Below are 25,633 nucleotides of genomic sequence, written 5' to 3'. Positions count from 1 at the left end.
CAGGATCGCAGGACACATGACCACACGCGCCGGATTTATCGCCCTGATCGGAGAGCCAAACGCAGGCAAATCCACCCTTCTGAACCGCATGGTCGGGGCCAAGGTCTCGATCGTGACGCATAAGGTGCAAACCACACGCACCCGCATCCGAGGTGTGGCGATGGAGGGCGACGCGCAGCTGGTGTTCGTGGACACGCCGGGCCTGTTCAAACCCCGCCGCCGTCTGGACCGCGCCATGGTCGCCGCCGCCTGGGGCGGGGCAGCAGATGCGGATGTTGTTGTGCTTATGGTCGAGGCGCATCGTGGCATCACTGAAGGGGTTGAACGCATCCTCGAAGGTCTGGAAGAGATCGGACAGGGCCGCACAATCGCTCTGGCGATTAACAAGATCGACAAGGTACCGTCCGAAAAGCTGCTGGCGCTGACCAGCGAGTTGAACGCGCGCTATCCTTTTGCCGAAACCTTTATGATCTCGGCTGAAAAAGGCCACGGCGTTGATGATCTGCGCAAGTGGCTCGCCGCGGAATTGCCCGAAGGTCCGTGGCTGTATCCTGAAGATCAGATTGCTGACCTGCCTTTGCGCATGATCGCGGCTGAAATGACGCGCGAAAAGCTGACTCTGCGCCTGCATCAGGAATTACCGTATCAATTGACCGTCGAGACTGAAAATTGGGAAGAGCGCAAAGATGGCTCTGCCAAAATCGATCAGGTCATCTATGTTATGCGCGACGGCCACAAAGGCATCGTGCTTGGCAAAAAGGGTGAGACCATCAAGGCCGTCAGTCAGGCCGCACGGGCCGAGTTGGAAGAGTTCCTGGACCGTAAGATCCACCTGTTCCTGCAAGTGAAAGTCCGGCCCAACTGGCTGGAAGAATCCGAGCGCTATTCGGAAATGGGCCTGGATTTCAAAGACGGCAACGCATGACGCGCCTGACGGCTGAATTCTGGGTCCACGCCTATCTGGCGCGGCTCCGGTTTCAGGAGATCCCGGCCTTTGTTGTGGCCCATGGTGACGACACTGCAGGGGCCGTTCTGGTCAAGCTCAATACGCTGGATGGGCAGGCCGTCGCTTTCCAACGCAGCTTTGACCTGATGAGCGGTGAACGCAAATGGATCGAACTTTCCAGCGGCCCCGAGGCAGATGTGGACACCGCGATCACCAAACAACGCAGCTTTGACCCTGATCTCTGGGTGCTTGAGGTTGAGGACCGGCAAGGACGGCATATGCTGGGTGAAGAGGGGTTGGAATGACCTTTGATGGGCCTTTGATACCGGCATCAAAGCGACTTTTTGGGATGTTGTTTTTGGCAAGTTGGGGCTGATCTGCCTTCGAGACCAAGTACGGTGATGGGGTGTTTTCGTGGCTGAAACACGTTCTGAGAAACTGGAAAAACCGCAACTTGGCCTCTCTGCGACGCTTTCGCAGCTGGTCACGCGCTAGTTCACCCATTCTGAACACGCCAAGGTCAATCGTTGCTGTCCCAATCTCTGTGTGCTGGGCTGTCCGTGCTATGGTTTGTCTATAAGCCGGTGCTATGAAAGTTGCAGGTCTATGTGGGCAATGGCATCTTGATGGTACTGAACCTGCTGATGGTCAGCGGTTTTCTGATCCATGCTGGAGTGACGTTCCGAGGCCAGGGAGGCTCCAGATTCGTTCCCGCCACCGAGCTCGCAAATCATATACGACGCCATCAACCCGCGTCGCCAAAATAGACAAAGCTCATCTTGTTCCCATCTGGGTCACGAGCATAGGCGCCAAAGAAGTTCGGACCATATTGGGGACGATCATCCGGGTCACCTTCGTTTGAGCCACCATTGGCCAGAGCGGTCGCGTGTGCATCTCGTACTTCATCTTCGCTTTGGCATAGCAGACCGACCATGTTGCCATTTCCGATCGTTGCAAGTTCTTTATCGAATGGAGTTGCGACCCACATGCATCCGCCACCGCGCAGCTCATAGCATACCGCGTGCGGCATATACTCGGCGACGACTTTCCCACCTATTTTCGGCACCACCGCATCGTAATAAGTGCGGGCTTTGGCGACATCATTTGAACCGATCATCACGTAGTTAAGAGACATTATTAGAGACCTCCACAAAGAACATAAAGGGAACATTAGTGTCAAAACTGGAATCGAGCAATGCGTTTTTTTTTTGAGTTTGCTGCGATGATAAAACTCGGCAATTGGCGGGGTTTCGATAAGACCTTGGACCGACTGCTTCCTGATTCATAGTTAGTGCAGCGGCCTTAAGGCTTGTTAGGCAGTTCTCTGGGGACGTAATTGAACCACTTGTGGGGCGGTGAGAATGCGATATCCTGCAGGGCCTTAAAAACAAAAAGGCGATAAGTGCGATCCCGCACCAGTCTCACGGCCTTGGGTCACGCGTTGTGCTCTCCGTTCCACCCGTCTTCGTACTCACCCAACACTCTGGAAATCTGAAGCAATGCTGAGAACAACCGGGCGTAAACATCCCTTGATAGCATAAGTTTATTGTCGTCCAGCACCTGCACCAGATCGACAACGGACGAGGCAAATGTCTCATAGACATGTATGTCAGCTTCCGTTGGATCATGAGTCCAGATGTTGCGTTCTTCGTAATAAGCAACAGGTTGCGGTTCGTCATCGATCATAGCGCGGCCCCTTCGTTTGAAGCGCAGTTGGGGCGGCGCGCGCATGCGCACAAGGTGGCTGGCAGGAAGTCACAAAACTATGGCTGTTTCTGAAAAAAGCCCTGAGCGATAGGGGCAGTACAGGTTCTACTCTTGCGCCCGAACACTGCATGGGATTTGCTGCGGTTCAACCCAAGCAGCAACAGGGCTGAGTTTTGGACTGGCGCGATCACGGCATACTCCTGACTTCTCGGCGCCATGGTGAAACGGCGGCGATAATCGAAGTCTTTACCGAGGTTCACGGACGTCACGCCGGAGTGGTGCGCGGCGGGACCAGCCGCAAGGTCGCGCCCATTCTACAACCTGGTGCGCAATTGGATGTGCTGTGGCGGGCGCGATTGGAAGAGCATCTCGGCACCTTTCAAGTCGAGCCCTTGCGGTCCCGCGCGGCGGCGGCATTTTCAGGGCGATTGGCCTTGTCCGGGCTCAATGCCGTTGTGGCGTTGTTGTCCTTTTGCCTGCCCGAACGCGAACCGCATCCGGCCCTTTACAAGAGAACCGAACAGTTGATGGACCTGCTGGGGCAGGATGAGATCTGGCCACTGGCTTATCTGCGTTGGGAAATCGCGTTGCTGGATGAGCTGGGCTTTGGTCTTGACCTGACCGTTTGCGCCGTGACCGGTGTGACAGAAGGGTTGGTTTACGTTTCACCCAAAACGGGCCGCGCCGTCAGTACGAACGGGGCCGGGGAATGGGCGGACAAGCTGTTGCCCTTGCCGCCCTGCTTGCGCGGGGAAGGCACCGCGCCGGACACCGAGATCACGGACGCCCTGCGCACGACCGGTTATTTTCTTGAAAACCGAGTCGCCCCGTCGCTGGGGCATAATCCGCTGCCCGAGGCGCGGGCGCGGTTCGTGGATCAGGTCACTCGGCGGCTGTGAACACCATCTCATTCCCGTTCTCATTGCGCAGGATCAGCACGTCGCCGGATACTTCGGACTGGGTCATGACCAAGAGGGCGGCGAAATAAAACCCTTCGGCCTCAAGCCCTGCACATGCAGCCCGCGTGGCGTTCAGGTCTTTTATCTCAAACCAAGGGTAGGGCGCGTTCAGAGTGCCGCCATAGCTGTTGCAGGGGGCATTTCCTGCAATCTTACCCTCTTCTGGAAAGCGCAACAGGGCGCTGGCCTCATAGGGTCGCCCATCAATTTCCTGCAACACCCATGTCTGCCCAGCTGCGCCATAGGCGGAGACGGTTTCGTCCTGTTCGCATTGGAACAGGGCCAGCAGAGGCAGGGTCAGGATCAGGCGGATCATTTCAGGGTCTTAATCCATTCGGGGTGTCGCGAAAACCTCAATAGGGGATTGCGCCGCTCAGCAATTCCTGCCGCACCTCAAGGCGTGGCCTCCAGTTGTATTTCGTATCCTCGCGCACGGGCGCCCAGTACAGCGCCCCACTGTTCCGCCACGGGTCCAGGATGATGCCGTCATACATCGAATCCCCCTTCGCGCTGATCAACGCCGAATGATGGATGATACGGAACTGCGTCGGCGGCGACGTGACCCAATGCAGATCGAGCGTACGGAAGCTTTCCTGCCGCAGACGCGCGGTCATGGCCTGCGCCCAATCATTGCACAGGCCAAACTCGCGAAAGCCGTTGGCGATCTTGGCGTTGTGAATGATAGCTGGGTCTGTGATGTTCCATTCCCGCGCCAACTGTTGGGAGTAGGTGTAGGAGATCGTGGCAGCCTTTTGCGCTTCGACGGGATCAACCTCGGGCCCGAGCGACTGGATGGCTTGTGCCAGCGCTTCGATATCGCTTTGGGTGGTGGTCGGCTGACTGACGGCGCAACCGCCCAGCACAAGTGCAGCAAGGGTCGCCCAAAGCGCAAAAATTTGTCGGGTCATTTTATGCTCACCATTCCTCGGCCGGGGCCTGTTTCGCTGGGTGCTCTACCGGGGTTCAAAACGGATGCAAAGGGGAAGTTTGCACAGCCGAGCGCCTTAAAGCGGACGTGCGCCGGATGTATCCCGTTTTCTACGCGCTGAAATTCTGTCGGCGGTTGTGTGTGCAAAGCCACCAAGCCAAGAAAAAGACCCGGCGCAATGGCCGGGCCAGTTGGGGAAACGGGGTGCTGACAAAAGTTACCCAAGCAGCCGGCGTGCGATGACCTGCGCCTGAATCTCAGCAGCCCCTTCGAAAATATTTAAGATGCGCGCGTCACACAGAACGCGGCTGATTTTGTATTCCAGCGCAAAACCGTTGCCGCCGTGAATCTGCAGCCCGTTATCGGCAGCGGCCCAGGCCACTCGGGCGCCCAGCAACTTGGCCATACCGGCTTCCAGGTCACAGCGCTGGCCGTGGTCTTTCTCCCACGCGCTGAAATAGGTCAGCTGACGTGCAATCATGATCTCAACCGCCATCATCGCCAACTTACCCGAGACGCGCGGGAAGTTGATCAGCGATTTGCCGAACTGTTTGCGGTCGATCGCGTATTGCATGGCAATATCCAGCGCGCTTTGCGCCACGCCAATGGCGCGGGCGGCGGTCTGGATGCGGGCGGATTCGAAGGTTTCCATCAACTGCTTGAACCCTTTGCCTTCTTCACCACCCAGCAGGTTTTCACCTTTGACCTGGAAGCCATCAAAGCCCAGTTCGTATTCCTTCATGCCGCGATAGCCCAGAACTTCAATCTCACCGCCAGTCATGCCGGGGGTTGGGAAAGGGTTCTCGTCGGTGCCCGGGGTCTTTTCGGCGAGGAACATCGACAGGCCGCGGTGGTCGGTGCTGTCCGGGTTTGTCCGCGCCAGCAGGGTCATGACGTGGGTGCGTGCGGCGTGGGTGATCCACGTCTTGTTGCCGGTGATCTGGTAATCACCGTTTTCATCCTTCACAGCGCGCGTGCGCAGGCTGCCAAGGTCCGACCCGGTGTTGGGCTCGGTGAACACGGCAGTGGGCAGGATTTCGGCGCTGGCCAGTTTTGGCAGCCAATTGGCTTTCTGCTCGTCCGTGCCACCGGCAATGATCAACTCGGCCGCAATTTCGGACCGCGTACCCAGCGATCCAACACCGATATAGCCGCGCGACAGCTCTTCTGACACCACGCACATAGAGGCTTTGGACAGGCCGAACCCGCCAAATTCTTCGGGGATGGTCAGGCCAAAAACGCCCATTTCGGCCAGTTCTTCGATGATCTCCAGTGGGATAAGTTCATCTTTCAGGTGCCATTCATGGGCGTATGGTTCGACCTTTTCCTGTGCATAGCGGCGGAATTGGTCGCGGATCATCTCAAGTTCTTCGTCCAACCCCGAGGTGCCGAACATTGTGGCGCCAGCCTGATCCTGCATCAATTCGACCAAACGGCTGCGCGCAGCCTGAGAGTTGGCCTGCGCCATCAAGGTCTGCACTTCAGTCGATTGAAAGCCCGACAGCGCGTCCCAGCCAAGGCCCATATCCTGAAGGCGTACAACTTCGCCCTGGTTCATCGGAATGCCGCCGGCGACCTGATGCAGATATTCGCCAAAAGCGATCTGGTGCAACAGCTGTTCGACCTCGCCGAATTTACCATCGGCTTGCAGAGCTTCGGCCCAGCGTTGCATCTGTTGCAGTGACTGAGCGTAGGTGGCCAGCCAAGCCAGACCATGCGCGGCAGTCTGGTTCGCCTCGATCAATGCGCCGGAAACGCGACCATCCGCAGTGACCATGCCACGCACCGACTCGCGGGCTTTTTCGAACACCGCGTCAACCGCTGGCACGGCGGTCCGGGTCAAATCCAGAAGATCGGGCAAAACTGCAGCAGTTGTCATCTCGGTCATATCCTGTCCGTCGTGGGCCATGAATCGCGTCCTTTCCTCGGTCGTCTGGTCATATCATGCTGCACGTGCAGCGCAACAAAAATACTTATTACGCAGCGAAAAAGTTCAAATATTACTCGATCATTTTTGCAATGCAGAAGAAATTCCAGATGGTATCTAGAGGGAATGACCTTGTTTTCCATTCTTTCTCCGCAAGACCTGATGTTTGCCATGGCCGTTGCGTTTGCCGCCGGATGGATCAAGGGCATCGTTGGGTTCGCCATGCCCATGGTTATGGTGTCAGGGCTGAATTCCTTTCTTACCCCGGAGCTGACCCTGGCGGGGCTTATTTTGCCAACACTTGTGACAAATGGACTTCAAGCCCTGCGCGGTGGCGCAGCGGCCGCCTATTCCTCGATCCTGAGCTTTCGGGTGTTCCTGATCGTCGGTGGCCTCATGTTGGTCCTGAGCGCGCAACTTGTCACAATGATGCCTGGTTCCGTCTCGCTGCTTCTGATCGGTGGCATGGTATCGGTATTCTGTTTGTTCCAGGTGCTGGGGGTCCGGCTTGTTCTGAACCAACCATCGGTCAGAATTGAGGCTGCTATTGGGGGGGTGGCAGGTTTTGCTGGCGGTATGTCAGGTGTTTGGGGGCCGCCAACAGTTGCTTATCTGATGGCCTTGAACACGCCCAAAAAGGAACAGATCCGTATTCAAGGTGTTATTTATGGGCTTGGGGCGGTGCTGTTGCTTGCCGCTCATCTGGGGTCCGGCATCTTGCGGGCAGAAACACTTCCGTTTTCCGCCATACTGATCCTTCCCGCTTTGGCGGGGATGTGGGTCGGTACCAAGCTGCAGGACCGAATCGATCAGGCCAGTTTTCGCAAGGCGACCCTGTTTGTGTTGTTGGTGGCTGGTTTGAACCTGCTGCGACGCGGGTTGATGGGCTGATGCCTTAACCCGGGTGCTTGTCGACAAAGCGGAACGCGAAATAAAGCCCCAGCATCAGAAAGAATAGGCCAGAGATATCTCCGATGAGAAAGGCAATGTATTCGACCGTTGCGCTGCCAAAGACCAAATTGGTCAGTGCCGAAACGAGAACGGATGTAATGACGCCCACACCCATGACGCAAATCCAGCAGGGTTTCCGATCAGGGCGCGGGAACAGATCCCATCCCACAGCCTTGAACAAATAGAACACTGCCGGAACCGTTGTGACTGCAATGGCAATGGCCAGCAGACGGCTGGGCAGGAATACGTCCGAGCCCCCCAGATAAGCGAAGACGATGAACACGCCCGGCAATAGGGCAAAGATTGCACGCCATCCTAAAAGCCATGCACAGAGAACCCGCACACCATGCGGAAGAAACAGCAGGCTCGCCCGGCTTGGATATTCCGGAAAATACAAGTTCTGAAGAGGCATCAGAACGGTGAAAGTCAGGGCGGACGCCGCCACATAGGCCAACGAGGCCGCTGCCGTTTCAATCGCCCAGGCACGCAGCGCGATCATCGCACCTCGCGTGTCTGACTGGCGTCATCTGGGTGCATGAACGATGTACCGTCCCCGGTTTGCGCTGCCGCTCTGCGAAAGATACCCTTTTTTCACCAGCGATTTCAGAGCGCGAAAAAAGGTCGGGCGTGACACGCTTTGGACCAGAGTATGCTCGATCAAACCAAACGTGCGCACTTCCTGGTCGGATTTGGAAAGCTCTTCGGCGGCGTAATAAATATCGCGCTCAACCGGAGATAGTTTTTCCAGACCCAGCGTCCTCTCCATGCTTTGCATCAGTTTGCGAAGTTCGGTGAGCTTCGAGATTTCCGTCATGTTCTTACCTACAATTTCCTGTGCCAATTGCCGCCCTTCTGCGACGATACGCGCCACGCTGACCATAATGCTGATCAGCAGGTCCCATGTTGACACTCATCCCCATTTACCTACACTAGGTACCTGATTAGGTTGCTCAATCCAGCGCTGTGAGTGTGCGCATATGAGCAGCCCCAAAGTTCTTTCAGTCAACGCCCGGCGCTGATGTGCCGGGCTTTTTCGTTTCTTCGATACGTACAGGTACCTTAGATCGCAATTTGACACAACGAACTTGTATGTGCTTTTCGTTACATACAACCACTAGTTGATAATACTAAATGTCGTCGGCATCGAAAAAGGGGCCCACAGGCCCCCTGTTTTCTTTTCCAACGCCTTGTCAGCCAATTGCGACAGCTTTGATGTCGTCGTCAATGAACGGCAGGTATTGCTCAAAATTCTCAGCAAACATCTTAACCAGTTTCTCGGCCTGCTTGTCGAACGCGGCCTGATCGTCCCAGGTCCGGCGTGGGTCCAGCAGAACCTCGGCAACACCCGGTACAGAGACTGGTACGTCAAAGCCGAAATTTGCATCCTTGCGGAACTCGGCATCACGCAGCGAACCTTCCAGTGCGGCGGTCAGCAGGGCACGAGTGGCCCGGATCGGCATCCGGCTGCCCACGCCATAAGCACCACCTGTCCAGCCGGTATTCACCAGCCAGCAGGTCGCGCCGTGCTGGGCGATCTTGTCACGCAGCAGGTTGCCGTATTCTTCCGGCCTACGCGGCATGAACGGTGCGCCAAAGCAGGTCGAGAAGGTAGGTTGCGGTTCGGTGACGCCGCGTTCGGTCCCAGCAACCTTCGAGGTAAAGCCTGATAGGAAGTGATACATCGCCTGCGCCGGGGTCAGCCGCGCGATCGGCGGTAGAACACCAAATGCATCGCAGGTCAGCATGATGATGTTCTTGGGATGCCCCCCCAAGGCGCTGCTGGAGGCATTGGAAATGTACTCCAGCGGGTAGGCGCAACGCATGTTCGCGGTCAGCGAATCGTCGTCGAAATCCAGCTCTTTTGTTTCGGGATCGAAGACCATGTTTTCGATCACGGTGCCGAACTTGCTGGTGGTTGCATAGATTTCGGGCTCGGCCTCGGCGTTCAGGTTAATCGTCTTGGCATAGCACCCACCTTCGAAGTTGAAGGTACCGCGATCCGACCAGCCATGTTCGTCATCACCGATCAACACGCGTGACGGGTCGGCGGACAGGGTGGTCTTGCCGGTGCCAGACAGGCCGAAGAACACGGCGGTGTCGACCGGGTTGCCAACGGCGTGGTTGGCCGAGCAGTGCATCGGCATCACGCCTTTTTCGGGCAGCATGTAGTTCAGCAAAGTGAAAACGGACTTCTTGTTTTCACCAGCATATTCTGTGCCACCGATCAGGATCAGCTTGCGATCGAAGTTCAGGGCAATCACCGTTTCACTGCGGCAGCCGTGTTTTGCCGGGTCGGCCTGAAAGCTGGGGCAGTTGATGACGGTGAAGTCTGCGGTGAACTCGTCCAGATCCTCACGATCTGGTCTGCGCAGCAAGTGGCGGATGAACAGGTTGTGCCAGGCCAGCTCTGTGACCATTCGCACATTGATTGCGTATGCTGGGTCTGCGCCACCGACAAGGTCCTGCACGAAATAGTCGCGACCTTTCATATGGGTCAGCATGTCTTCGTACAGCGCGTCAAAGCCTTCGGGGCTCATCTCGGCGTTGTTTTCCCACCAGATGGTATCGACGACACTGTCGGTTTTGACGACGTGCTTGTCCTTGGGCGAACGACCGGTGAATTTGCCGGTCGTGACCAGAAATGCGCCACCATTGCCAAGTGTACCTTCGCCGCGCTTCAGCGCTTCTTCGATCAGCGCCGGTTCCATGAAGTTATAATAGACATTGCCCAGACCCTCGATGCCCTGATCTTCGAGGCGGAATTGCGGGTTAACCCGTCCAGATGTCATGTGTGTCTTCTCCTGTGGCGGCGCACGGGGTGTGACCCGGAAGCGCCATTGGGGCAGTGAGCCGGAAAACCGGCGGCTGGGCGCCTCTTATCACGGTCGTTTGGGGCATGAACAGGCGGGTTGACGCAGTTAGCGCAACCAAGTCCGAGTTTAGCGCCATCACAATTTCAATGTTCGAAATGCAGGCAGATTTTTGCGGGCATCAAGGCAAATATGCCGCAGACCTGCCGCAACAAAGGCACGATTCGAGGTTACGGATTGATTCGGCGTCTTAAAACCGCCAACAATGCCTTACAAATAAGCGAATTATTGCGTGAGTGAGCAGGAATAGGGGTGAGCCCGATGTCAAAGATTGCACTGGTGGATGACGACAGAAACATTCTGACGTCCGTATCCATGACGCTCGAAGCCGAAGGTTTCGAGGTTGAAACTTATAATGATGGCCAGGCCGCGTTGGATGCGTTCAACAAAAAGCTGCCGGACATGGCCGTGCTCGATATCAAGATGCCGCGCATGGATGGCATGGATCTGCTGCAGCGGCTGCGTCAGAAAACGCAGATGCCGGTGATCTTCCTGACGTCGAAAGATGATGAAATCGACGAAGTTCTGGGCCTGCGTATGGGCGCAGACGACTATGTGAAAAAGCCTTTTTCGCAACGGTTGCTGGTGGAACGCATCCGGGCATTGCTGCGTCGGCAAGAGGCGACAACCGGTGATGCGGTTGCAGCCAACAGTAATGATACAAAGGTTATGGAGCGCGGCGACTTGCGAATGGACCCGCTGCGCCATGCGGTCAGCTGGAGAGGGAATGATGTGTCCCTGACCGTGACCGAGTTCCTTCTGCTGCAGGCGCTTGCCCAGCGTCCTGGCTTTGTCAAAAGCCGCGATCAACTGATGGATGTGGCCTATGACGATCAAGTTTATGTGGACGACCGAACAATCGACAGCCACATTAAACGCCTACGCAAGAAGATGCGCGCGGCCGACCCCGAGTTTTCGGCAATCGAAACCCTGTATGGGATCGGTTACCGGTACAACGAAGAATAGGCGCGACGACTGCAAGAGGTAATGGGCTCTCGTGCGCGACACTGAAGAAGCCACAGAAATGCGCGACGGCGATGTCGTTCTCGGGGATGATTGGGTCATCCCCCAAGATTCCGATTCCGCCGAGCTTAGGGAGAAGAGGTCCCGGAGAAGCCTGTATTCTCTGCGCGGCTCACCCTTGGCGCGCAAGATCATCACCTTCAACCTGATCGCCCTGGTCATTCTGGTCACTGGGCTGCTCTATCTGGACGATTCGCGGAAAGAGAAGGTGCAGCAGACCGCACGCAATCTGCTGGGCGATGCGCAGCTGGTCAGCAACGTCTTTGAAACCCAGCTTCGCCAAGGTGCTCAAAGCACGCCCCAAAATGCTGGAAGCTTGGACGTCAAAGATACGCTTTCAGGGCTGACGTTGCCCGAAGGCGGTGAAGTTTTTGTTTACGACGCAAGTGGTACATTGATCGGTTGGACACGTGGAGCGCCGCAGGCATCCGAAATGCCGGTTCTACTACGCTCTGATTCTGACTTGCAGACCGGCAGTACTGTAATCAGCGACACGTTGAACGCGGTTTGGATCGGTTTGTCCAAACTGTTTAATTGGTCGACCGAAGCAGAATCCCCGACATTGGCGCAGCGCGTGCAGGCAATCATTCCGCAGGCGCTTGCGGGACAAGCGCAGGTTCAGGCGGTTTCGGACGAGGCTGGTGAAACGGTGATCGTTGCCGCTGCCCCAATCATATCCGAAAATAGCTTTGCCGGAGCAGTTGCCATCACAGGCCCGGCAGGTGAGATCGACGCGCTTGCGCGCCGCGAACAGGAACGCATCCTTCAGATGTTCGTGGTGGCCCTGCTGGTTTCTGTGGGCCTGAGCCTTGTGCTCGCCTCGACCATCGCCAACCCGCTGGCGGATCTGGCGGCGGCGGCTGAAATGGGCAAGGACCGGGGCACAGGGGTCAATCCCGGTCGCATCCGCATTCCGGACCTCAGTGCGCGCCCTGACGAGATTGGACGGCTCAGCCGCGCCCTGCGCGGTATGGTGACTGCGCTCTATAATCGGATAGACGCAAACGAACAGTTTGCCGCTGACGTTGCGCATGAAATCAAAAATCCGCTGGCCAGCCTGCAATCTGCCGTTGGTACGCTGCGCATGGTCAAGCGTGAGGACCAAAAAGACAAGTTGCTGGACGTGATTGAACATGATGTCCGGCGTCTGGACCGTCTGGTCAGCGATATTTCGAACGCGTCGCGTCTGGATGCGGAATTGGTCAAGGAAGAAGAGCAGCCCTTTGATCTGCTTAAATTGCTGGGCAATCTGGGTCAGTACTTGGGTGAAGATGCCCGATCCAAAGGCATCGATTACATCACCGACCTGCCGCCTGAGCCGATCATCATTGACGGCCTCGAAGCCCGGCTGGCGCAGGTTTTCGTGAACCTCATTACCAACGCCATATCCTTTTGCGAGGAAAACGACGCCATTCGCGTCTGGGTTCGCCAGCGCGACAACCGCGTGCTTGTCGTGGTCGAAGACACCGGCCCGGGCATCCCCGAGCAGGCACTGACCAAAGTGTTCAAGCGGTTCTATTCGCAACGTCCGGCAGAGCATTTCGGTAACAACTCGGGCCTTGGGCTTGCGATCTCGAAGCAGATCGTCGAGGCACATGGCGGTGTGATCTGGGCCGAGAACATCCGCCCGACCGAGGCCGATATCACTTCGGATCCGCTGGGTGCGCGCTTTGTGGTGGGGTTGCCCGTTTAACCGATGCAAGCCGCTTTGCTGTCAGACGCCAAAGACCGGGACAAGGCGTGTATTCACGCCTCCTGCGTGTCTGTTGCCGGACGAGGGATGTTGGCTATCGGAGCTTCAGGCACGGGGAAATCCGGGCTGATTTTGCAGATGATGGCCTATGGCGCAGAGCTTGTTGCAGATGACCGCGTGACCCTTGAAATGCGCGGCGATCAGATCTTCGCATCCGCTGTCCCGCAAATCCGTGGCTTGATCGAGGCGCGTCATATCGGCCTGCTCATGGCCCGGACGACCGGGGCGGTACCATTGGATTATGTGGTGGATCTGGATCAAAGCGAACCAAAGCGCTTGCCCGAACAGGTCACCGTTCAGGTCCTGAGGCAAACTGTTCCCTTGCTTCGGGGTGCGGGTGTCCCCAATTTGGCTGCAGCGTTGATGCAGTTGCTAAGAGATGGGCGTGTAAATCCGGAATGGCCGACAACATGACTTCACAACGGAGGATCGTATTGGTCACTGGCCCTTCGGGGGCAGGTCGGTCCACCGCTATCCATGTGCTGGAAGATCTTGGCTTTGAGGCCATTGATAACCTGCCGATGGGGCTGCTACTGCGTCTGCTCGATAGTGCAGACAGCGACCGTCCGATGGCGCTGGGCGTTGATGCCCGCAATCGGGACTTCTCGACAATCGGATTTATTGAGCTTGCCGAAAAGCTGGGCCGGATGGCGCACGTGGATCTGACCGTTTTGTATCTGGATTGCAGCGATGACGTCCTGCTGCGTCGGTTTTCGGAAACCCGCCGCCGTCACCCGGTCGCAAGAAATGCTGGCCCCGAAACCGGCATCCAGCGCGAAAAAGAACTGTTGACCCCGATCCGCGAGATTGCAGATACGCTGATCGATACCAGTCTTCTGAACGTCCATCATTTGCGCGAAGAGGTCGAGACCTGGTTTGCCCCCAAAGGCGGGCGGCACCTTGCGGTCTCGATCGAATCCTTCTCGTATAAGCGCGGGCTGCCGCGCGGGCTGGATATGGTGTTCGATTGCCGGTTCCTTGCCAATCCCTATTGGCGCCCAGAACTGCGTGCGGCAGATGGTCGACACCCGGACGTCGCGCACTATGTGCAATCGGACACAACCTATTTGCCGTTTTTTGACCGCGTGATGGATTTGCTGACCTTGTTGATGCCCGCATTTCGGGCCGAAGGCAAAGCGCATTTGTCTGTGGCCTTTGGGTGTACCGGAGGGCAACACAGATCTGTTGCAATGGCAGAAGCAGTCGCAAATGCCCTTGCAGAGGGCGGTCAGCAAGTGGCAATTAGACATCGCGAGATGGAACGCCGGACGTTGAATGTGAGGTCGGATTGATCGGAATCGTGATCGTTGCGCATGGGGGATTGGCCCGGGAATACCTGGCTGCTACTCAGCATGTGGTCGGGCAGCAACCCGGTCTGGTGGCTATCGCCATCGAAGCCGAGCACGACCGCGATGAAAAACAGGCCGAGATCTGCCAAGCCGCCGACAGCGTAGACATGGGGGATGGGGTTGTTGTCGTCACAGATCTGTTTGGAGGAAGCCCGTCGAATCTCAGCCTAAGGGCCTGCACCCCCCAGGATCGGCGGATACTTTATGGTGCGAACCTGCCTATGCTGATCAAATTGGCCAAAAGCCGCCACCTGCCCATCGGCGATGCCGTGCGTCAGGCCATGGAGGCTGGACGGAAATACATAAATGCACAAAATGTGACATTGGAATGAAACCGGATTGACGACTATGACCAACCGAAGCTTTAAAATTATCAATGAAAAGGGCCTGCACGCCCGCGCCTCGGCTAAGCTGGTCGAAGTCGTGGAAGGGTTTGATGCCCATGCCGAGGTGTCAAAAGACGGACTTTCTGCCTCAGGCGACAGTATCATGGGTCTTTTGATGTTGGCAGCATCGCGCGGAACAACTATTGACGTCGAGACGTCCGGGCCGGATGCTGAGGCATTGGCAGAAGCTCTGGAAACGCTTGTGAACGACAAGTTCGGAGAGGGGTTCTAAAGCCACCCCGCCGGGACAGGAAGAACGGGAAGACCAGGAATTGGCGGAAACGACGCACGAGACCAAGACAAGCCCGGTGGTGGATGGGACCGCAGATCAGGGCGAGATCTACGACCGTAGAACTCTGACCTATGCGAACTCGTTTGACGATGCCTGGACTTCGACCGCCATTCGGGCCATCGAATGGTGCACTGGTAAGCTGACCATTCTGCGCATGGTCAACAAGTTCGAAAGAAAGAACGAATACTATCGCGGCCAGCGGTTTTGGGGTGGTGCCCTCAAAACTATGGGAATCGACCTGACCACACCGCAAGAACAGATTGCCCGCATTCCCAAAACCGGCCCTGTCGTGGTTGTTGCCAACCATCCGCACGGTATGGTCGACGGTATGATCCTGGCTGAGCTGATCGGACAGGTGCGCAGCGATTATCGTATTCTGACCCGCTCGGTCCTGACCGGTCTTGATGAGGCCGCGACATCTTTCATGATCCCGGTGCCATTCCCGCACGACCCCGAGGCACAGGCCAAAATGCTGGAGATGCGTGGTAAGGCCATGGAACACCTGAAGAACGGCGGTGTAGTGGCCCTGTTTCCGTCGGGTGTGGTGATGTCTTCGGACAGCTGGTTTGGCCCTGCTATCGAGCGGGAATGGAACGTGTTCACGGCCAAGATGATCCGCCGCTCGGGCGCGCAGGTGGTGCCGATTTTCTTCCCGGGCAGAAACTCGCGCTCGTACCAGATCGCCAACAAATTGTCGCCGATCCTGCGACAGGGTCTGCTGCTGCATGAGATCGTCCGGTCCTGCAATAAACCGCAGTCGCCAGTCATCGGCGATCCGATCTCAGATCAGGACATGGAACTGCTAGAGCGCGACCCGCGTGGTTTCATGACCTGGCTCAGAAACCACACCATGGGTCTGGTGAAATCAAGCAAACCCTGATCAGCGCTCTTTCGGGCTAATTATCCCGGGTTGGGGGCTGGCCCCCGAACTACCGGGTCGGAACCGGAATCTCACCGCGATAGTCATAGAATCCACGTTCGGTCTTGCGGCCCAACCAGCCAGCCTCGACATATTTCGTCAGCAGCGGACAGGGGCGGTACTTGGTATCGGCCAGCCCATCATGCAAGACGTTCATGATTGCCAAGCAGGTGTCCAGTCCGATGAAATCCGCCAGCTCCAGCGGCCCCATGGGATGATTCGCGCCCAGCTTCATCGATTGGTCGATGGACTGTACGCTTCCGACGCCTTCATACAGCGTATAAACGGCCTCATTGATCATCGGCATCAGGATCCGGTTGACGATGAAGGCCGGGAAATCTTCGGCGCTGGCGGCCGTTTTACCAAGGCGATCGACCACGACCTTACAGGCGCTGAAGGTTTCTTCGTCGGTGGCAATGCCGCGGATCAGTTCCACCAGTTGCATGACAGGCACCGGGTTCATGAAGTGAAAGCCCATGAACCGCTCTGGCCGGTCGGTGCGGCTGGCCAGGCGTGTGATTGAAATGGACGATGTGTTCGACGTCAAAATCGTATGTGGCAGCAGATGTGGTTGCAGGTCTTCGAAGATTGCCTGTTTGATTGTCTCCCGCTCTGTCGCGGCCTCGATGACCAGATCGGTCTGACCAATACGGGGCAGTTCCAACGTAGTCGCGATCCGTTCCAAGGCGGCCTGCATGTCGTCGTCGCTGATCTTGCCGCGAGAGGCTTGGCGCGCCATGTTGCCTTCGATAATAGTCACGGCGTTATTCAGCGCGTCCTGGCTGACATCGTTCAGCAAGACCTCGTATCCCGCCAATGCCAGAACATGGGCAATCCCATTGCCCATCTGACCCGCGCCAATTACTCCGATCGATTGTATTTCCATGTCCAGCTGCCTCTGCCCTGAAGGTTATCGCGACAGTATCGGCAGAGCGGGGCAGGCGGCAAGGGGATCGAACCTGTCAATTTCGCTTCAAATGCGCGCATTAGGGTTTTCTCAACACCTGAGGCCGCAAGATGGCAACCGGGTGAGAAAATGGGGGGCTTGATATGAGCTTTCATCAATCTGGCGGCGGAGGAGAGGCCGCCTGTCAATACATGGGATCCAAGTTGTGGTTTAGGGGCCCACCGGGTGAATTGGGCAAGCCATATGTGGCCTGCCTGGGGGGAGAGGAAACCTTTGGCCGGTTTGTGGAGCATCCGTTTCCAGCCGAGCTTGGGAAACGGTTGAAGCTGCCTGCATCAATTTCGGCAGCCTTTTTTGTGGTGTTGAGGCCATGCTGGGGGATCCGGCACTGTTGAAGCTGGTAAAAGCGTCAGAGATTTGCGTATTGCAGGCACCCGATCTGCCGTGCCAGTCGAACCGGTTCTACCGGGTGCATCCGCGCCGCAATGATCGTTTCTTGGAGCCCTCGCACGATCTGGTACAACTATATCCGGAGGTCGATTTCACGGAAGTCCATTTCGTGCGGCATCTGTTGGATCGGCTGCGCACTAACCAAGACGCCCGTTTCGAAATTGTCGCGCAAGAGTTGCGAGACGCTTGGTTGCGCGCTTGTTCAGAATTGATACGCCGCATAAAGCCGCCGGTCATTCTGCTTTGGCTGCATGTGCAGAGGCGGACGGGTATGCATAGCGATCCTGTCTTACCGGATGCCGCGATGATCGAACAGCTTCGGCCCCTTTGTACCAGCGTTGTTGAATGCTCGGTTCGCGTGGCGGCGGAGTCAGACGCGTTGGAGGACGTGTTGTTTGGGACGTTGCAACAGCCGATGGCTGAGCATGTGATCGGCCCGTCTGCGCACAGAGAGATTGCCGGGAAACTGTTACCTGTTTTGCGCGACCTGAACTGAAAAGGCCCGCCTTTTGGCGGGCCTTTGAAGATGTGTTGTCAAAAATCTCGGCTTTAGCCGAGTTTTTCGGTGAGTTCCGGCACGGCCTGGAACAGGTCTGCAACCAGTCCGAAGTCGGCGACCTGGAAGATCGGTGCTTCTTCGTCTTTGTTGATCGCCACGATGACCTTTGAGTCCTTCATGCCGGCCAGGTGCTGGATCGCGCCCGAGATGCCAACAGCGACATACAGGTCCGGTGCAACTACCTTACCGGTCTGACCTACCTGCCAGTCGTTCGGAGCATAGCCCGAGTCAACAGCGGCGCGTGATGCGCCTACAGCAGCGCCCAGCTTGTCGGCCAGACCCTCGATCAGTTTGAAGTCCTCTTCCGAACCGACACCACGGCCGCCCGAGACAACAACACCGGCCGAGGTCAGTTCCGGACGGTCGCTTTCGGCGACCTTGTCCTCGACCCAGGACGATAGACCCGGGTTGTCGCCGACCGAGATGGTTTCAACCGCCGCCGAGCCACCTTCACCCGCTGCGTCAAAGCTGGCGGTACGCAGGGTGACAACCTTTTTGGCGTCGTTCGATTTCACCGTCTGAACCGCGTTGCCCGCGTAGATCGGGCGCTCGAAGGTCGAACCATCGACCACGCCGGATGCATCCGAGATTACCATGACGTCCAGCAGCGCGGCCACGCGCGGCATCACGTTCTTGGCGTCGGTGGTGGCAGGGGCAACGATATGCTCGTACCCATCAGCCAGACCTACGATCAGGGCTGCGGTTGATTCCGCCAGGCGGTGACCCAGCGATGCGTCCTCGGCTACCAGAACCTTGGACACGCCATCGATCTTGGCGGCGGCTTCCCCAGCAGCGGCGGCAGAGCCACCAGCGGCCAGAACGGTGATGTCACCCAGTGCTTTCGCAGCGGTCACGGCCTTTGCGGTCGCATCCAGCGCCAGTTCACCGTTGTTGACTTCGGCAAGCAGAAGTACAGCCATTACACAGCCCCCGCTTCTTTGAGTTTCTCGACCAGCTCGTCGACCGAGCCGACAACGATACCAGCAGCGCGCGCCGGGGGTTCGTCGGTTTTGACAATCTCCAGACGCGGCGTGACGTCGACGCCGTAATCGGCGGCGGTTTTCTCGTCCAGCGGCTTTTTCTTCGCCTTCATGATGTTGGGCAGCGACGCATAGCGCGGCTCGTTCAGGCGCAGATCGACGGTCACGATGGTCGGCATCTTGACGCTGATGGTTTGCAGACCGCCATCCACCTCGCGGGTGATCCGGGCAGCGTCGCCTTCGATGTCCAGCTCGGACGCGAAGGTGCCTTGCGACCAACCCAGCAGGGCCGACAGCATCTGGCCAGTGGCGTTCATGTCGTTGTCGATCGCCTGCTTGCCCGCCAGGACGATGCCCGGCTGCTCTTCCTCAACCACTTTGGCCAGGATTTTGGCCACGGCCAGAGGCTCGATATCAGTGTGTACGTCGTCAGCCGCAACAACCAGGATGGCGCGGTCTGCACCCATGGCCAGCGCGGTGCGCAGGGTTTCCTGCGCCTGCTTCACACCAATCGAAACAGCAACGACTTCGTCAGCCTTGCCTGCTTCTTTCAGGCGAATCGCCTCTTCAACAGCAATCTCGTCGAACGGGTTCATCGACATTTTGACATTGGCGAGATCAACACCGCTACCGTCCGCTTTCACGCGGACCTTCACATTGTAGTCAATCACGCGCTTGACAGGCACCAGTACCTTCATTGTAGCGCTTTCTCCTCAAAAAAACGGTAAGCCGCGAAGGCGACTCCACCAATGCTCTCGAGGGACTAGATAGCGCCTGCCGCAGTGGCGCAACAGAGCAAAATCGTCACGTCATGCCGCCGGGACGTCGCGTTTCGCAATTTTTTTGCTTTGAGGCGAAAGATTGTTACCCGCAGAATTGGTATTTCGTAGTCAGCAGTTCACGCCCAGCCTTCTGGCTGGGGCTTCGCCTTTCCGGTCGCTACGGTGTCCACTTGCCACCGCGCCGCCTTCAGCGGTTCGCGCCCGGAACCCACAAAACGTCGTCTTTCCCGTTGGTGTTTGCGCAACGAGCGGCCACAAAGAACCAGTCGCTCAGCCGGTTGAGATATTTGACAGCTACGGCGTTGACGGGCTCTATATTCGTCAGTTCGACGGCCAGACGTTCTGCCCGGCGCGATACGGTGCGGCACACGTGCAGTTGCGCGGCCAGACGCGAGCCACCGGGCAGGATGAAGCTGCGCAGCGGTTCCAGCGCTTCGTTCATTGCATCAATCTCGGCCTCGAGCCGGTCGATCTGAGAAGGTACGACGCGCAGGGGCGGATAGTCGGCCTCGGCATCCTTATCCATATCGGGACGGCAGAAATCCGCGCCCAAATCGAACAGGTCATTCTGAATGCGAGACAATGCTGCGTCGACTTCACCTTCGGCTTCAGACCGGGCCACGCCCACAAAGGCGTTCAACTCATCCACCGTGCCATAGGCGGCAACGCGGCCTGCGTATTTGGCCACGCGTTCACCATTGCCCAGGGCCGTTTTGCCGTCGTCGCCCGTGCGCGTATAAATCTTGTTGAGAACGACCATTTATTGCACCCCTTGTCCGCGCAGATAGACGAAAAGCACGATCAGCACCACGGCAATGAACTGAAAGAGGATGCGCAGCCGCATCATCTTGTTGCTTTTCTTTGCGGCTTCCATGCCGCCTTTGCCGAAATTCGCGATGCCTAAGGCCAACACAACGACAACCGCCGCCATGGCCAAAAGCAGAACGACCATCAAAAGGTCCATTACAAATCACCGTCCGGTTTTTTCGATTATGCCCCATCTAGCGTCAGGGCGTCAAAAAGCGAACGGGAAATTTCGTCTCAGATGTCTGACAGTATGCGGTCGGTGGCCTTGGTGGGCAAAACTCGGCGCAGAACGCCGGCGATGTAGGTCGGCGTCGTCACGTAATAGCGCGGCTTCGGGCGCCGGGCTTCTACCGCGTAAGCCAGTTTGTCAGTCACGGCCGAGGCGGGCAGCTCGAATCGATCTGGGCCGTTGCTTTCATAGAGCCGTTTCAACAGCGAGGCTTCGTATTTTGCACGTAGGGCCGAGTTTTCCCAATCAATGAATCTTTCGAACATCGGGATTGCTTTTTCCCTGAGTTTCGAAGTGATTGGTCCAGGTTCGATCAGGACGACGTGAATCCCGGTATCGCGCAACTCCAACCGCATCGTATCGGTCAAGCCCTCGATGGCGTATTTGGTGGCTACATAGGCTCCGCGCCAGGGAAAGGCGACAAGGCCCAGAACCGAAGAACACTGAACAATTCGGCCATGGCCCTGTTCCCGCATGACGGGAATCACTTGGCGTGTCAGCTCATGCCATCCGAAGACATTGGTTTCAAAGATATGGCGCAATCCGTCTGTTGGAACGTCTTCAACGGCCCCTGGCAGACCATGGGCGCCGTTGTTGAACAAGGCATCCAGAGTACCGCCCGTGGCCTCAAGCACAGATGATAATCCTGACGTGATGCTTTCGGTTTCTGTATAGTCGATCCTGGGGCTTTCAAAGCCTTGCGCACGCAAACGATCGCAATCGCGTTGTTGACGGCAGGACGCAAAGACACGCCAGCCGCGTGCACGCATTCCGTGTGCTGCATCCAGGCCTATTCCAGAAGAGCATCCTGTAATGAGTATCGATTTCTGCATGAGCCTTCCGAACCTGAACCCCACCCATAGCTATGGCGGGGTTTGTGGCAGGGCAATGATGCTCGGACGTCAGTTTGTTGTTTTCCGGACAAGTGATGCCGAAATCCATCCAACTTGTTGCTCGGGCAACACGCGTAGGCGTAACCACCCTGTGCCCGATTCGCTCAAGACTTCGACCTGTTGGCCAATGCGAGCCTTGCCGATGATTGGGTAGATGGTCCCAGGGCCGTCGCGCAAGTTTACGCGGGTGCCCGAAATCTCGCGAATGTCTTTTGGGGCTTCAAGGGGCGCGGGCAGGTCAACGGTTGGCAATTCAGCATCGGTCGCAACCTGTTCAAGCGAAGACACGCCTTCTTCCAGAGAAGCCAAGGTCAGGGTCACGTTTTCATCGCTAAAAAGCGAAGGATTCGCCCTCAGCCCTGCTGCGACCTGCGACAGCAGTGCTTTGGTTTCCTCCTCACCCAGTTGGGCCGTGGCTTCATCCGGCTCCACTGTGGGTTCGGATGAAGGTAAGGGTACATGTTCGGGCTGGATGGATGCTTTTGTTACCAGGCTCGTCGCTGGTGCGGTTTCGATAACAGGGCGGACTGGTTTCGGCGCAACAACAACACGTTCTGGTTCGGCTTCACGTACGCCGCGCGGTTCGAATTCGGGACCTCCACTCATCACGTAAAAGGTCCAGCCAAGAGCGGCAAAGGTAACTAGCAACAGTCGCATTGTGGCCATCCCCCAATGGTAATCGTAACATCAATAAAAAGGCAGCAGTTCAATTGATGAAAGCTTACCATATTTTCAGCGATGAGTCGAAAAACGGGGGAAAACAACCACCTGTCTCCCCCTGTTGCAAAAAGCGCGACTTGTCCCCAGCTAAATACCTGCTGCTTGCTTTACCAAGACGCGCTTGCGTCGTATCACATCATATATGAACGATACCATCGACGACCCCAACATGGAGGCCCCTGAGAATGGGGGCGAGGTAGCCGAACCGCTCCGCCGCGCGATTGGCGAACGCTATCTGACCTATGCTCTGTCCACCATCATGCACCGGGCCTTGCCCGACGCGCGTGACGGTTTGAAGCCGGTTCACCGGCGAATCCTCTATGCGATGAGAGAGCTGCGACTAAGTGCAACCGGAGGATTTCGTAAGTCGGCCAAGATTTCGGGCGACGTGATGGGTAACTATCACCCGCACGGCGATGCTGCGATCTATGACGCGATGGCGCGCCTGGCGCAGGATTTCAACGTCCGTTACCCGCTGGTCGACGGGCAGGGGAACTTTGGCAATATCGACGGCGATAACCCGGCGGCCTCACGTTACACCGAAGCGCGGATGACCATCGTGGCCGAAGCGCTGCTTGAGGGTCTGAACGAAGACGCCGTCGACTTCCGCGACAACTATGACGGCACACTGACCGAACCGGTCGTGCTGCCTGCGCAGTTTCCGAACCTGCTGGCCAATGGGTCCAGCGGTATCGCGGTAGGGATGGCGACAAATATTCCGCCGCACAATATCTCGGAACTCTGCGACGCCTGTCTGCATCTGATCAAGACGCCGGATGCGCGCGACGATACGCTGTTGAACTACGTCCCCGGTCCGGATTTCCCCACAGGCGGTGTCATTGTCGAACCGTCTGAGAATATCGCGCAGGCTTATCGCACCGGGCGCGGGTCGTTCCGCCTGCGCTGTAAGTTCGAGGTCGAAGATCTGGGCCGTGGTCAGTGGCAGATTGTGGTCACCGAGATCCCCTATCAGGTTCAGAAATCCAAGCTGATCGAAAAGATCGCGGAACTGATCCAGACCAAAAAAATCCCGATCCTCGCCGATGTCCGGGACGAATCTGCTGATGACATCCGCCTGATCCTCGAGCCGCGTTCCAAGAACGTGGACCCCGAGGTGCTGATGGGGATGCTCTATCGCAACTCGGACCTTGAGGTGCGGTTCAGCCTGAACATGAACGTGCTGATCGACGGTGTGACGCCCAAGGTCTGCTCGATGAAGGAAGTTCTGCGTGCCTTCCTTGATCACCGGCAAGAGGTGCTGCTGCGCCGATCGCGTCATCGCATGGCCAAGATCGACCATCGCTTGGAGGTGTTGGAGGGCTTTATCGTTGCCTTCCTGAACCTCGACCGTGTGATCGACATCATCCGCTACGACGACGACCCCAAGGCCGCGCTGATGCGCGAGGATTGGGGCATCGACCACGTCCGCGCGACCAGCGAGGCCGACTATGTCTCGCCCAAACCGGGCGAGGGCGAGCTGTCCGAGGTTCAGGTCGACGCCATCCTTAACATGCGTCTGCGCAGTCTGCGCCGTCTGGAAGAGATGGAACTGGTGCGTGAGCGCGACGAGCTGATGCTGGAACGCGCCAACCTCGAAGACCTTCTGGCCGACGAAGGACTGCAATGGGCCAAGATTGCAGAGCAGCTGAAAGAGACCAAGAAGACCTTTGGCAAAGACTACGAAGGCGGCGCGCGTCGGTCTCAATTTGCCGAGGCGGGTCAGGTCGAGGAAGTGCCGCTTGAGGCGATGATCGACAAAGAACCGATCACGGTTGTCTGCTCTCAGATGGGCTGGATTCGCGCCATGACCGGCCATATCGACCTGAAGCGCGAGTTGAAATTCAAGGATGGCGACGGCCCGCGTTTCATCTTCCATGCGGAAACTACCGACCGCTTGCTGGTGTTTGCCTCGAACGGGCGATTCTACACGCTCAGCGCCGCGAACCTGCCCGGTGGGCGAGGCATGGGAGAGCCGCTGCGTCTGATGGTCGATCTGCCGAACGAAGCGCAGATCATCGACATCCTGATCCACAAACCGGGGCGCAAACTGCTGGTGGCGTCAGATGCTGGCAATGGCTTCATGGTGCCCGAGGATGACGTACTGGCCCAGACCCGCAACGGTAAACAGGTGCTGAACGTCAAAAGCGGCGAAACGGCGATGATCTGCAAACCGGTTGCAGGGGACCATGTGGCCGTGGTGTCTCAGAACGGCAAGTTCCTTGTGTTCCCGGCAGAAGAGCTGCCCGAGATGACTCGCGGCAAGGGCGTACGACTGCAGAAATACAACATGGCGCGGGGGCGACAGGGCACGCTGGAACTGGATGGCGGGTTGTCGGATATTACGACCTTCAATTGGGAAGAGGGCCTGAAATGGTCAATGGGTGGTGACAAGACTAGACACGAGGCGGATATGACCCAGTGGCTGGCCAAGCGCGCGAGCGTCGGGAAAAAGCCGCCCTATGGCTTCCCACGGGACTATAAGTTTTCGTGATCTGGCGGCCACAACAGTCAATTTCTGCCGATACGACTTTGCACAGGCCGTGTCGGTGCGCTACATCCCGTAAAACAGGCCTATCGAGAAGAGACACATGTTGCGAATTCTGACCCTGATTACCGGATTGGCCCTGATGGGCGCGTGTACACAGACGCAGGTTTACGAAGAACCCGAGAGCCTTGGGGAATTCAAACTGCGCGTGAATTACGCTTTTGCTGAAAAAGCAAAAAAAGGACCGGTGTCGCGGGACGCCACTCCAAAGGAGTGGGAGGATGCCATTCAAAACGCGGTGGACATTCGTCTGGGTCGCTACGTGGGCGCACAGGAATATGACATCGGTATCAGTCTTGAAGGCTATATGCTGGCCCCTCCCGGCGTGCCCGTGATCTATAATCCAAAAAGCACGGCAATTGTTCTGGTGAACGTCTACGACGTCCGCAAGAAAGAGTTCCTGGCCAAGGGCAAACAGTTTCAGGTTCTTGAAGACACAACCGGTGAAAGTGCTCTGGCCGGCTCGGGTCACACCCGCACGAGAGAAGAGCAAATGGACGGTCTTGCACTGAAAGTTGCCGACCGAGTCGAAGAATGGCTGGCCGAAGAACACAAGGAAAACGGCTGGTTCGACCGACGGCCTGACCTGATCCAGCCGCTGGAATCTGTCGAACTCACTCAAAATCCGGCGTCTTAGCTCGCTTTTCAGGCAGGATGTGCTTGATTTTCCCCTTTGAACCAAATATCTCGCGCGCGCAGATGTAACCACGGGACCAAGGGTCCCCCAAATCGCAAAAGGGCGCCTGAGGAA

General features: G+C 57.2%; 28 protein-coding genes and 1 pseudogene. 14 read left to right on the top strand and 15 right to left on the bottom strand.

Annotation, left to right across the window (positions count from 1 at the left end):
• The first annotated feature begins 16 nt into the window (after positions 1–16).
• Together era and ALB80_RS16600 are read left to right on the top strand one after the other, a co-directional pair.
• Positions 17–925, top strand: a complete 909-nt coding sequence (gene era, locus ALB80_RS16605) for a GTPase Era (RefSeq protein ID WP_050605216.1) — start codon at positions 17–19, stop codon at positions 923–925.
• Positions 922–1,251 carry a DUF1491 family protein gene (locus tag ALB80_RS16600; protein WP_050605215.1) on the top strand — a complete coding sequence of 110 codons (330 nt, stop codon included), beginning with the start codon at positions 922–924 and terminating at the stop codon, positions 1,249–1,251. Before era ends, ALB80_RS16600 begins: the two co-directional genes overlap by 4 nt.
• A 440-nt stretch (positions 1,252–1,691) precedes the next feature.
• Here ALB80_RS16600 and ALB80_RS16595 read toward each other — a convergent pair whose 3' ends face one another.
• Complete coding sequence (locus tag ALB80_RS16595) at positions 1,692–2,081, bottom strand: VOC family protein (RefSeq protein ID WP_083445338.1); 390 nt, start codon at positions 2,079–2,081, stop codon at positions 1,692–1,694.
• A 299-nt stretch (positions 2,082–2,380) separates the two neighbouring features.
• A complete protein-coding gene (locus ALB80_RS16590) occupies positions 2,381–2,632 on the bottom strand; it encodes a hypothetical protein (RefSeq protein ID WP_050605213.1) in 252 nt (83 codons plus the stop codon).
• A 194-nt stretch (positions 2,633–2,826) separates the two neighbouring features.
• On the opposite strand from ALB80_RS16590, the gene recO reads away from it, so the two are divergent.
• Positions 2,827–3,552 carry a DNA repair protein RecO gene (gene recO / locus ALB80_RS16585; protein ID WP_050605212.1) on the top strand — a complete coding sequence of 242 codons (726 nt, stop codon included), beginning with the start codon at positions 2,827–2,829 and terminating at the stop codon, positions 3,550–3,552.
• Here recO and ALB80_RS16580 read toward each other — a convergent pair.
• The 3 genes from ALB80_RS16580 to ALB80_RS16570 form a co-directional block, all read right to left on the bottom strand.
• Positions 3,536–3,928 carry an META domain-containing protein gene (locus ALB80_RS16580; protein WP_050605211.1) on the bottom strand — a complete coding sequence of 131 codons (393 nt, stop codon included), beginning with the start codon at positions 3,926–3,928 and terminating at the stop codon, positions 3,536–3,538. The genes recO and ALB80_RS16580 overlap by 17 nt on opposite strands.
• Positions 3,929–3,965: 37 nt before the next feature.
• Complete coding sequence (locus ALB80_RS16575) at positions 3,966–4,520, bottom strand: hypothetical protein (RefSeq protein ID WP_050605210.1); 555 nt, start codon at positions 4,518–4,520, stop codon at positions 3,966–3,968.
• Between the two features lie 237 nt (positions 4,521–4,757).
• Positions 4,758–6,449 (bottom strand): acyl-CoA dehydrogenase family protein, encoded by a 1,692-nt coding sequence (locus ALB80_RS16570; RefSeq protein WP_050605209.1) that lies wholly within the window; start codon positions 6,447–6,449, stop codon positions 4,758–4,760.
• A 144-nt stretch (positions 6,450–6,593) separates the two neighbouring features.
• Here ALB80_RS16570 and ALB80_RS16565 point away from each other — a divergent pair, with 144 nt between their 5' ends.
• Complete coding sequence (locus ALB80_RS16565; RefSeq protein ID WP_050605208.1) at positions 6,594–7,358, top strand: sulfite exporter TauE/SafE family protein; 765 nt, start codon at positions 6,594–6,596, stop codon at positions 7,356–7,358.
• A gap of 4 nt (positions 7,359–7,362) precedes the next feature.
• Here ALB80_RS16565 and ALB80_RS16560 read toward each other — a convergent pair whose 3' ends face one another.
• The 3 genes from ALB80_RS16560 to ALB80_RS16550 all read right to left on the bottom strand — a co-directional run bounded on the left by ALB80_RS16560 (position 7,363) and on the right by ALB80_RS16550 (position 10,207).
• Positions 7,363–7,917, bottom strand: coding sequence for a hypothetical protein (locus ALB80_RS16560; protein ID WP_253276900.1), 555 nt, complete (start codon positions 7,915–7,917; stop codon positions 7,363–7,365).
• Positions 7,918–7,941: 24 nt separating this feature from the next.
• Positions 7,942–8,328, bottom strand: a complete 387-nt coding sequence (locus tag ALB80_RS16555; protein ID WP_253276899.1) for a hypothetical protein — start codon at positions 8,326–8,328, stop codon at positions 7,942–7,944.
• A 280-nt stretch (positions 8,329–8,608) separates the two neighbouring features.
• Positions 8,609–10,207, bottom strand: coding sequence for a phosphoenolpyruvate carboxykinase (locus ALB80_RS16550; RefSeq protein ID WP_050605207.1), 1,599 nt, complete (start codon positions 10,205–10,207; stop codon positions 8,609–8,611).
• Positions 10,208–10,549: 342 nt separating this feature from the next.
• On the opposite strand from ALB80_RS16550, the gene ALB80_RS16545 reads away from it, so the two are divergent.
• Genes ALB80_RS16545 through ALB80_RS16515 form a run of 7 tightly spaced genes read left to right on the top strand, consistent with a single transcriptional unit; the run spans position 10,550 to position 15,971 of the window.
• Positions 10,550–11,254, top strand: a complete 705-nt coding sequence (locus tag ALB80_RS16545; protein WP_050605206.1) for a response regulator transcription factor — start codon at positions 10,550–10,552, stop codon at positions 11,252–11,254.
• Between the two features lie 58 nt (positions 11,255–11,312).
• The gene (locus ALB80_RS16540; RefSeq protein WP_050605329.1) at positions 11,313–13,004 is read left to right on the top strand and encodes a sensor histidine kinase; all 1,692 of its coding nucleotides are present in this window, start codon (positions 11,313–11,315) and stop codon (positions 13,002–13,004) included.
• A gap of 3 nt (positions 13,005–13,007) precedes the next feature.
• Positions 13,008–13,478 carry an HPr kinase/phosphorylase gene (locus ALB80_RS16535; RefSeq protein ID WP_050605205.1) on the top strand — a complete coding sequence of 157 codons (471 nt, stop codon included), beginning with the start codon at positions 13,008–13,010 and terminating at the stop codon, positions 13,476–13,478.
• The gene (gene rapZ, locus ALB80_RS16530; protein ID WP_253276898.1) at positions 13,475–14,356 is read left to right on the top strand and encodes an RNase adapter RapZ; all 882 of its coding nucleotides are present in this window, start codon (positions 13,475–13,477) and stop codon (positions 14,354–14,356) included. The genes ALB80_RS16535 and rapZ overlap by 4 nt, the downstream gene beginning before the upstream one ends.
• Positions 14,353–14,745, top strand: a complete 393-nt coding sequence (locus tag ALB80_RS16525) for a PTS sugar transporter subunit IIA (RefSeq protein WP_050605203.1) — start codon at positions 14,353–14,355, stop codon at positions 14,743–14,745. The genes rapZ and ALB80_RS16525 overlap by 4 nt, the downstream gene beginning before the upstream one ends.
• A 16-nt stretch (positions 14,746–14,761) precedes the next feature.
• A complete protein-coding gene (locus ALB80_RS16520) occupies positions 14,762–15,031 on the top strand; it encodes an HPr family phosphocarrier protein (protein ID WP_050605202.1) in 270 nt (89 codons plus the stop codon).
• Positions 15,032–15,071: 40 nt separating this feature from the next.
• A complete protein-coding gene (locus ALB80_RS16515; protein WP_050605201.1) occupies positions 15,072–15,971 on the top strand; it encodes a lysophospholipid acyltransferase family protein in 900 nt (299 codons plus the stop codon).
• A gap of 49 nt (positions 15,972–16,020) precedes the next feature.
• On the opposite strand, the gene ALB80_RS16510 is transcribed toward ALB80_RS16515, so the two are convergent.
• The gene (locus tag ALB80_RS16510; RefSeq protein ID WP_050605200.1) at positions 16,021–16,896 is read right to left on the bottom strand and encodes a 3-hydroxybutyryl-CoA dehydrogenase; all 876 of its coding nucleotides are present in this window, start codon (positions 16,894–16,896) and stop codon (positions 16,021–16,023) included.
• Between the two features lie 164 nt (positions 16,897–17,060).
• Between ALB80_RS16510 and ALB80_RS16505 the strand changes: the two are divergent.
• Positions 17,061–17,863 (top strand): annotated as a pseudogene (locus ALB80_RS16505) (DUF6473 family protein).
• Positions 17,864–17,916: 53 nt separating this feature from the next.
• Here the strand turns inward: ALB80_RS16505 and ALB80_RS16500 are convergent.
• From ALB80_RS16500 to ALB80_RS16475, 6 genes are all read right to left on the bottom strand, one after another.
• Positions 17,917–18,846, bottom strand: a complete 930-nt coding sequence (locus ALB80_RS16500) for an electron transfer flavoprotein subunit alpha/FixB family protein (RefSeq protein ID WP_050605199.1) — start codon at positions 18,844–18,846, stop codon at positions 17,917–17,919.
• Positions 18,846–19,604 carry an electron transfer flavoprotein subunit beta/FixA family protein gene (locus ALB80_RS16495; RefSeq protein ID WP_050605198.1) on the bottom strand — a complete coding sequence of 253 codons (759 nt, stop codon included), beginning with the start codon at positions 19,602–19,604 and terminating at the stop codon, positions 18,846–18,848. The genes ALB80_RS16500 and ALB80_RS16495 overlap by 1 nt, the downstream gene beginning before the upstream one ends.
• A gap of 271 nt (positions 19,605–19,875) precedes the next feature.
• The gene (locus ALB80_RS16490; RefSeq protein ID WP_050605197.1) at positions 19,876–20,448 is read right to left on the bottom strand and encodes a cob(I)yrinic acid a,c-diamide adenosyltransferase; all 573 of its coding nucleotides are present in this window, start codon (positions 20,446–20,448) and stop codon (positions 19,876–19,878) included.
• A complete protein-coding gene (locus tag ALB80_RS16485; protein ID WP_050605196.1) occupies positions 20,449–20,652 on the bottom strand; it encodes a twin transmembrane helix small protein in 204 nt (67 codons plus the stop codon).
• A gap of 77 nt (positions 20,653–20,729) precedes the next feature.
• On the bottom strand, positions 20,730–21,557 hold the full coding sequence (locus ALB80_RS16480; RefSeq protein ID WP_050605195.1) for an SDR family NAD(P)-dependent oxidoreductase: 828 nt from the start codon (positions 21,555–21,557) through the stop codon (positions 20,730–20,732).
• A gap of 69 nt (positions 21,558–21,626) precedes the next feature.
• Positions 21,627–22,274: an SH3 domain-containing protein gene (locus ALB80_RS16475; RefSeq protein ID WP_253276897.1), complete on the bottom strand. Its 648-nt coding sequence runs from the start codon at positions 22,272–22,274 to the stop codon at positions 21,627–21,629.
• A 205-nt stretch (positions 22,275–22,479) separates the two neighbouring features.
• Between ALB80_RS16475 and ALB80_RS16470 the strand changes: the two genes are divergently transcribed.
• Both ALB80_RS16470 and ALB80_RS16465 read left to right on the top strand, forming a co-directional pair.
• The gene (locus tag ALB80_RS16470; protein WP_050605194.1) at positions 22,480–24,828 is read left to right on the top strand and encodes a DNA topoisomerase IV subunit A; all 2,349 of its coding nucleotides are present in this window, start codon (positions 22,480–22,482) and stop codon (positions 24,826–24,828) included.
• A 97-nt stretch (positions 24,829–24,925) separates the two neighbouring features.
• Complete coding sequence (locus tag ALB80_RS16465) at positions 24,926–25,519, top strand: hypothetical protein (RefSeq protein WP_050605193.1); 594 nt, start codon at positions 24,926–24,928, stop codon at positions 25,517–25,519.
• Positions 25,520–25,633 lie beyond the last annotated feature (114 nt).

The sequence above is a fragment of the Ruegeria sp. 6PALISEP08 genome (assembly GCF_001238295.1).
Taxonomy (GTDB): Bacteria; Pseudomonadota; Alphaproteobacteria; order Rhodobacterales; family Rhodobacteraceae; genus Ruegeria.
Note: the sequence above shows the minus strand (reverse complement) of the source record. Positions and strands in the feature narration are given on the sequence as shown.

Excerpts from the sequence above, each read along its gene's own strand:
- ALB80_RS16485 (WP_050605196.1), bottom strand. The coding sequence starts at position 20,652 with ATGGACCTTTTGATGGTCGTTCTGCTTTTGGCCATGGCGGCGGTTGTC.
- ALB80_RS16470 (WP_050605194.1), top strand. The coding sequence starts at position 22,480 with ATGAACGATACCATCGACGACCCCAACATGGAGGCCCCTGAGAATGGG.
- ALB80_RS16495 (WP_050605198.1), bottom strand. The coding sequence starts at position 19,604 with ATGAAGGTACTGGTGCCTGTCAAGCGCGTGATTGACTACAATGTGAAG.
- ALB80_RS16465 (WP_050605193.1), top strand. The coding sequence starts at position 24,926 with ATGTTGCGAATTCTGACCCTGATTACCGGATTGGCCCTGATGGGCGCG.
- ALB80_RS16565 (WP_050605208.1), top strand. The coding sequence starts at position 6,594 with ATGACCTTGTTTTCCATTCTTTCTCCGCAAGACCTGATGTTTGCCATG.
- rapZ (WP_253276898.1), top strand. The coding sequence starts at position 13,475 with ATGACTTCACAACGGAGGATCGTATTGGTCACTGGCCCTTCGGGGGCA.
- ALB80_RS16595 (WP_083445338.1), bottom strand. The coding sequence starts at position 2,081 with ATGTCTCTTAACTACGTGATGATCGGTTCAAATGATGTCGCCAAAGCC.
- ALB80_RS16580 (WP_050605211.1), bottom strand. The coding sequence starts at position 3,928 with ATGATCCGCCTGATCCTGACCCTGCCTCTGCTGGCCCTGTTCCAATGC.
- ALB80_RS16575 (WP_050605210.1), bottom strand. The coding sequence starts at position 4,520 with ATGACCCGACAAATTTTTGCGCTTTGGGCGACCCTTGCTGCACTTGTG.
- ALB80_RS16475 (WP_253276897.1), bottom strand. The coding sequence starts at position 22,274 with ATGCGACTGTTGCTAGTTACCTTTGCCGCTCTTGGCTGGACCTTTTAC.
- ALB80_RS16540 (WP_050605329.1), top strand. The coding sequence starts at position 11,313 with ATGCGCGACGGCGATGTCGTTCTCGGGGATGATTGGGTCATCCCCCAA.
- ALB80_RS16590 (WP_050605213.1), bottom strand. The coding sequence starts at position 2,632 with ATGATCGATGACGAACCGCAACCTGTTGCTTATTACGAAGAACGCAAC.
- ALB80_RS16480 (WP_050605195.1), bottom strand. The coding sequence starts at position 21,557 with ATGCAGAAATCGATACTCATTACAGGATGCTCTTCTGGAATAGGCCTG.
- ALB80_RS16560 (WP_253276900.1), bottom strand. The coding sequence starts at position 7,917 with ATGATCGCGCTGCGTGCCTGGGCGATTGAAACGGCAGCGGCCTCGTTG.
- ALB80_RS16520 (WP_050605202.1), top strand. The coding sequence starts at position 14,762 with ATGACCAACCGAAGCTTTAAAATTATCAATGAAAAGGGCCTGCACGCC.
- ALB80_RS16550 (WP_050605207.1), bottom strand. The coding sequence starts at position 10,207 with ATGACATCTGGACGGGTTAACCCGCAATTCCGCCTCGAAGATCAGGGC.
- ALB80_RS16490 (WP_050605197.1), bottom strand. The coding sequence starts at position 20,448 with ATGGTCGTTCTCAACAAGATTTATACGCGCACGGGCGACGACGGCAAA.
- ALB80_RS16535 (WP_050605205.1), top strand. The coding sequence starts at position 13,008 with ATGCAAGCCGCTTTGCTGTCAGACGCCAAAGACCGGGACAAGGCGTGT.
- era (WP_050605216.1), top strand. The coding sequence starts at position 17 with ATGACCACACGCGCCGGATTTATCGCCCTGATCGGAGAGCCAAACGCA.
- ALB80_RS16510 (WP_050605200.1), bottom strand. The coding sequence starts at position 16,896 with ATGGAAATACAATCGATCGGAGTAATTGGCGCGGGTCAGATGGGCAAT.
- ALB80_RS16570 (WP_050605209.1), bottom strand. The coding sequence starts at position 6,449 with ATGGCCCACGACGGACAGGATATGACCGAGATGACAACTGCTGCAGTT.
- ALB80_RS16545 (WP_050605206.1), top strand. The coding sequence starts at position 10,550 with ATGTCAAAGATTGCACTGGTGGATGACGACAGAAACATTCTGACGTCC.
- ALB80_RS16500 (WP_050605199.1), bottom strand. The coding sequence starts at position 18,846 with ATGGCTGTACTTCTGCTTGCCGAAGTCAACAACGGTGAACTGGCGCTG.
- ALB80_RS16600 (WP_050605215.1), top strand. The coding sequence starts at position 922 with ATGACGCGCCTGACGGCTGAATTCTGGGTCCACGCCTATCTGGCGCGG.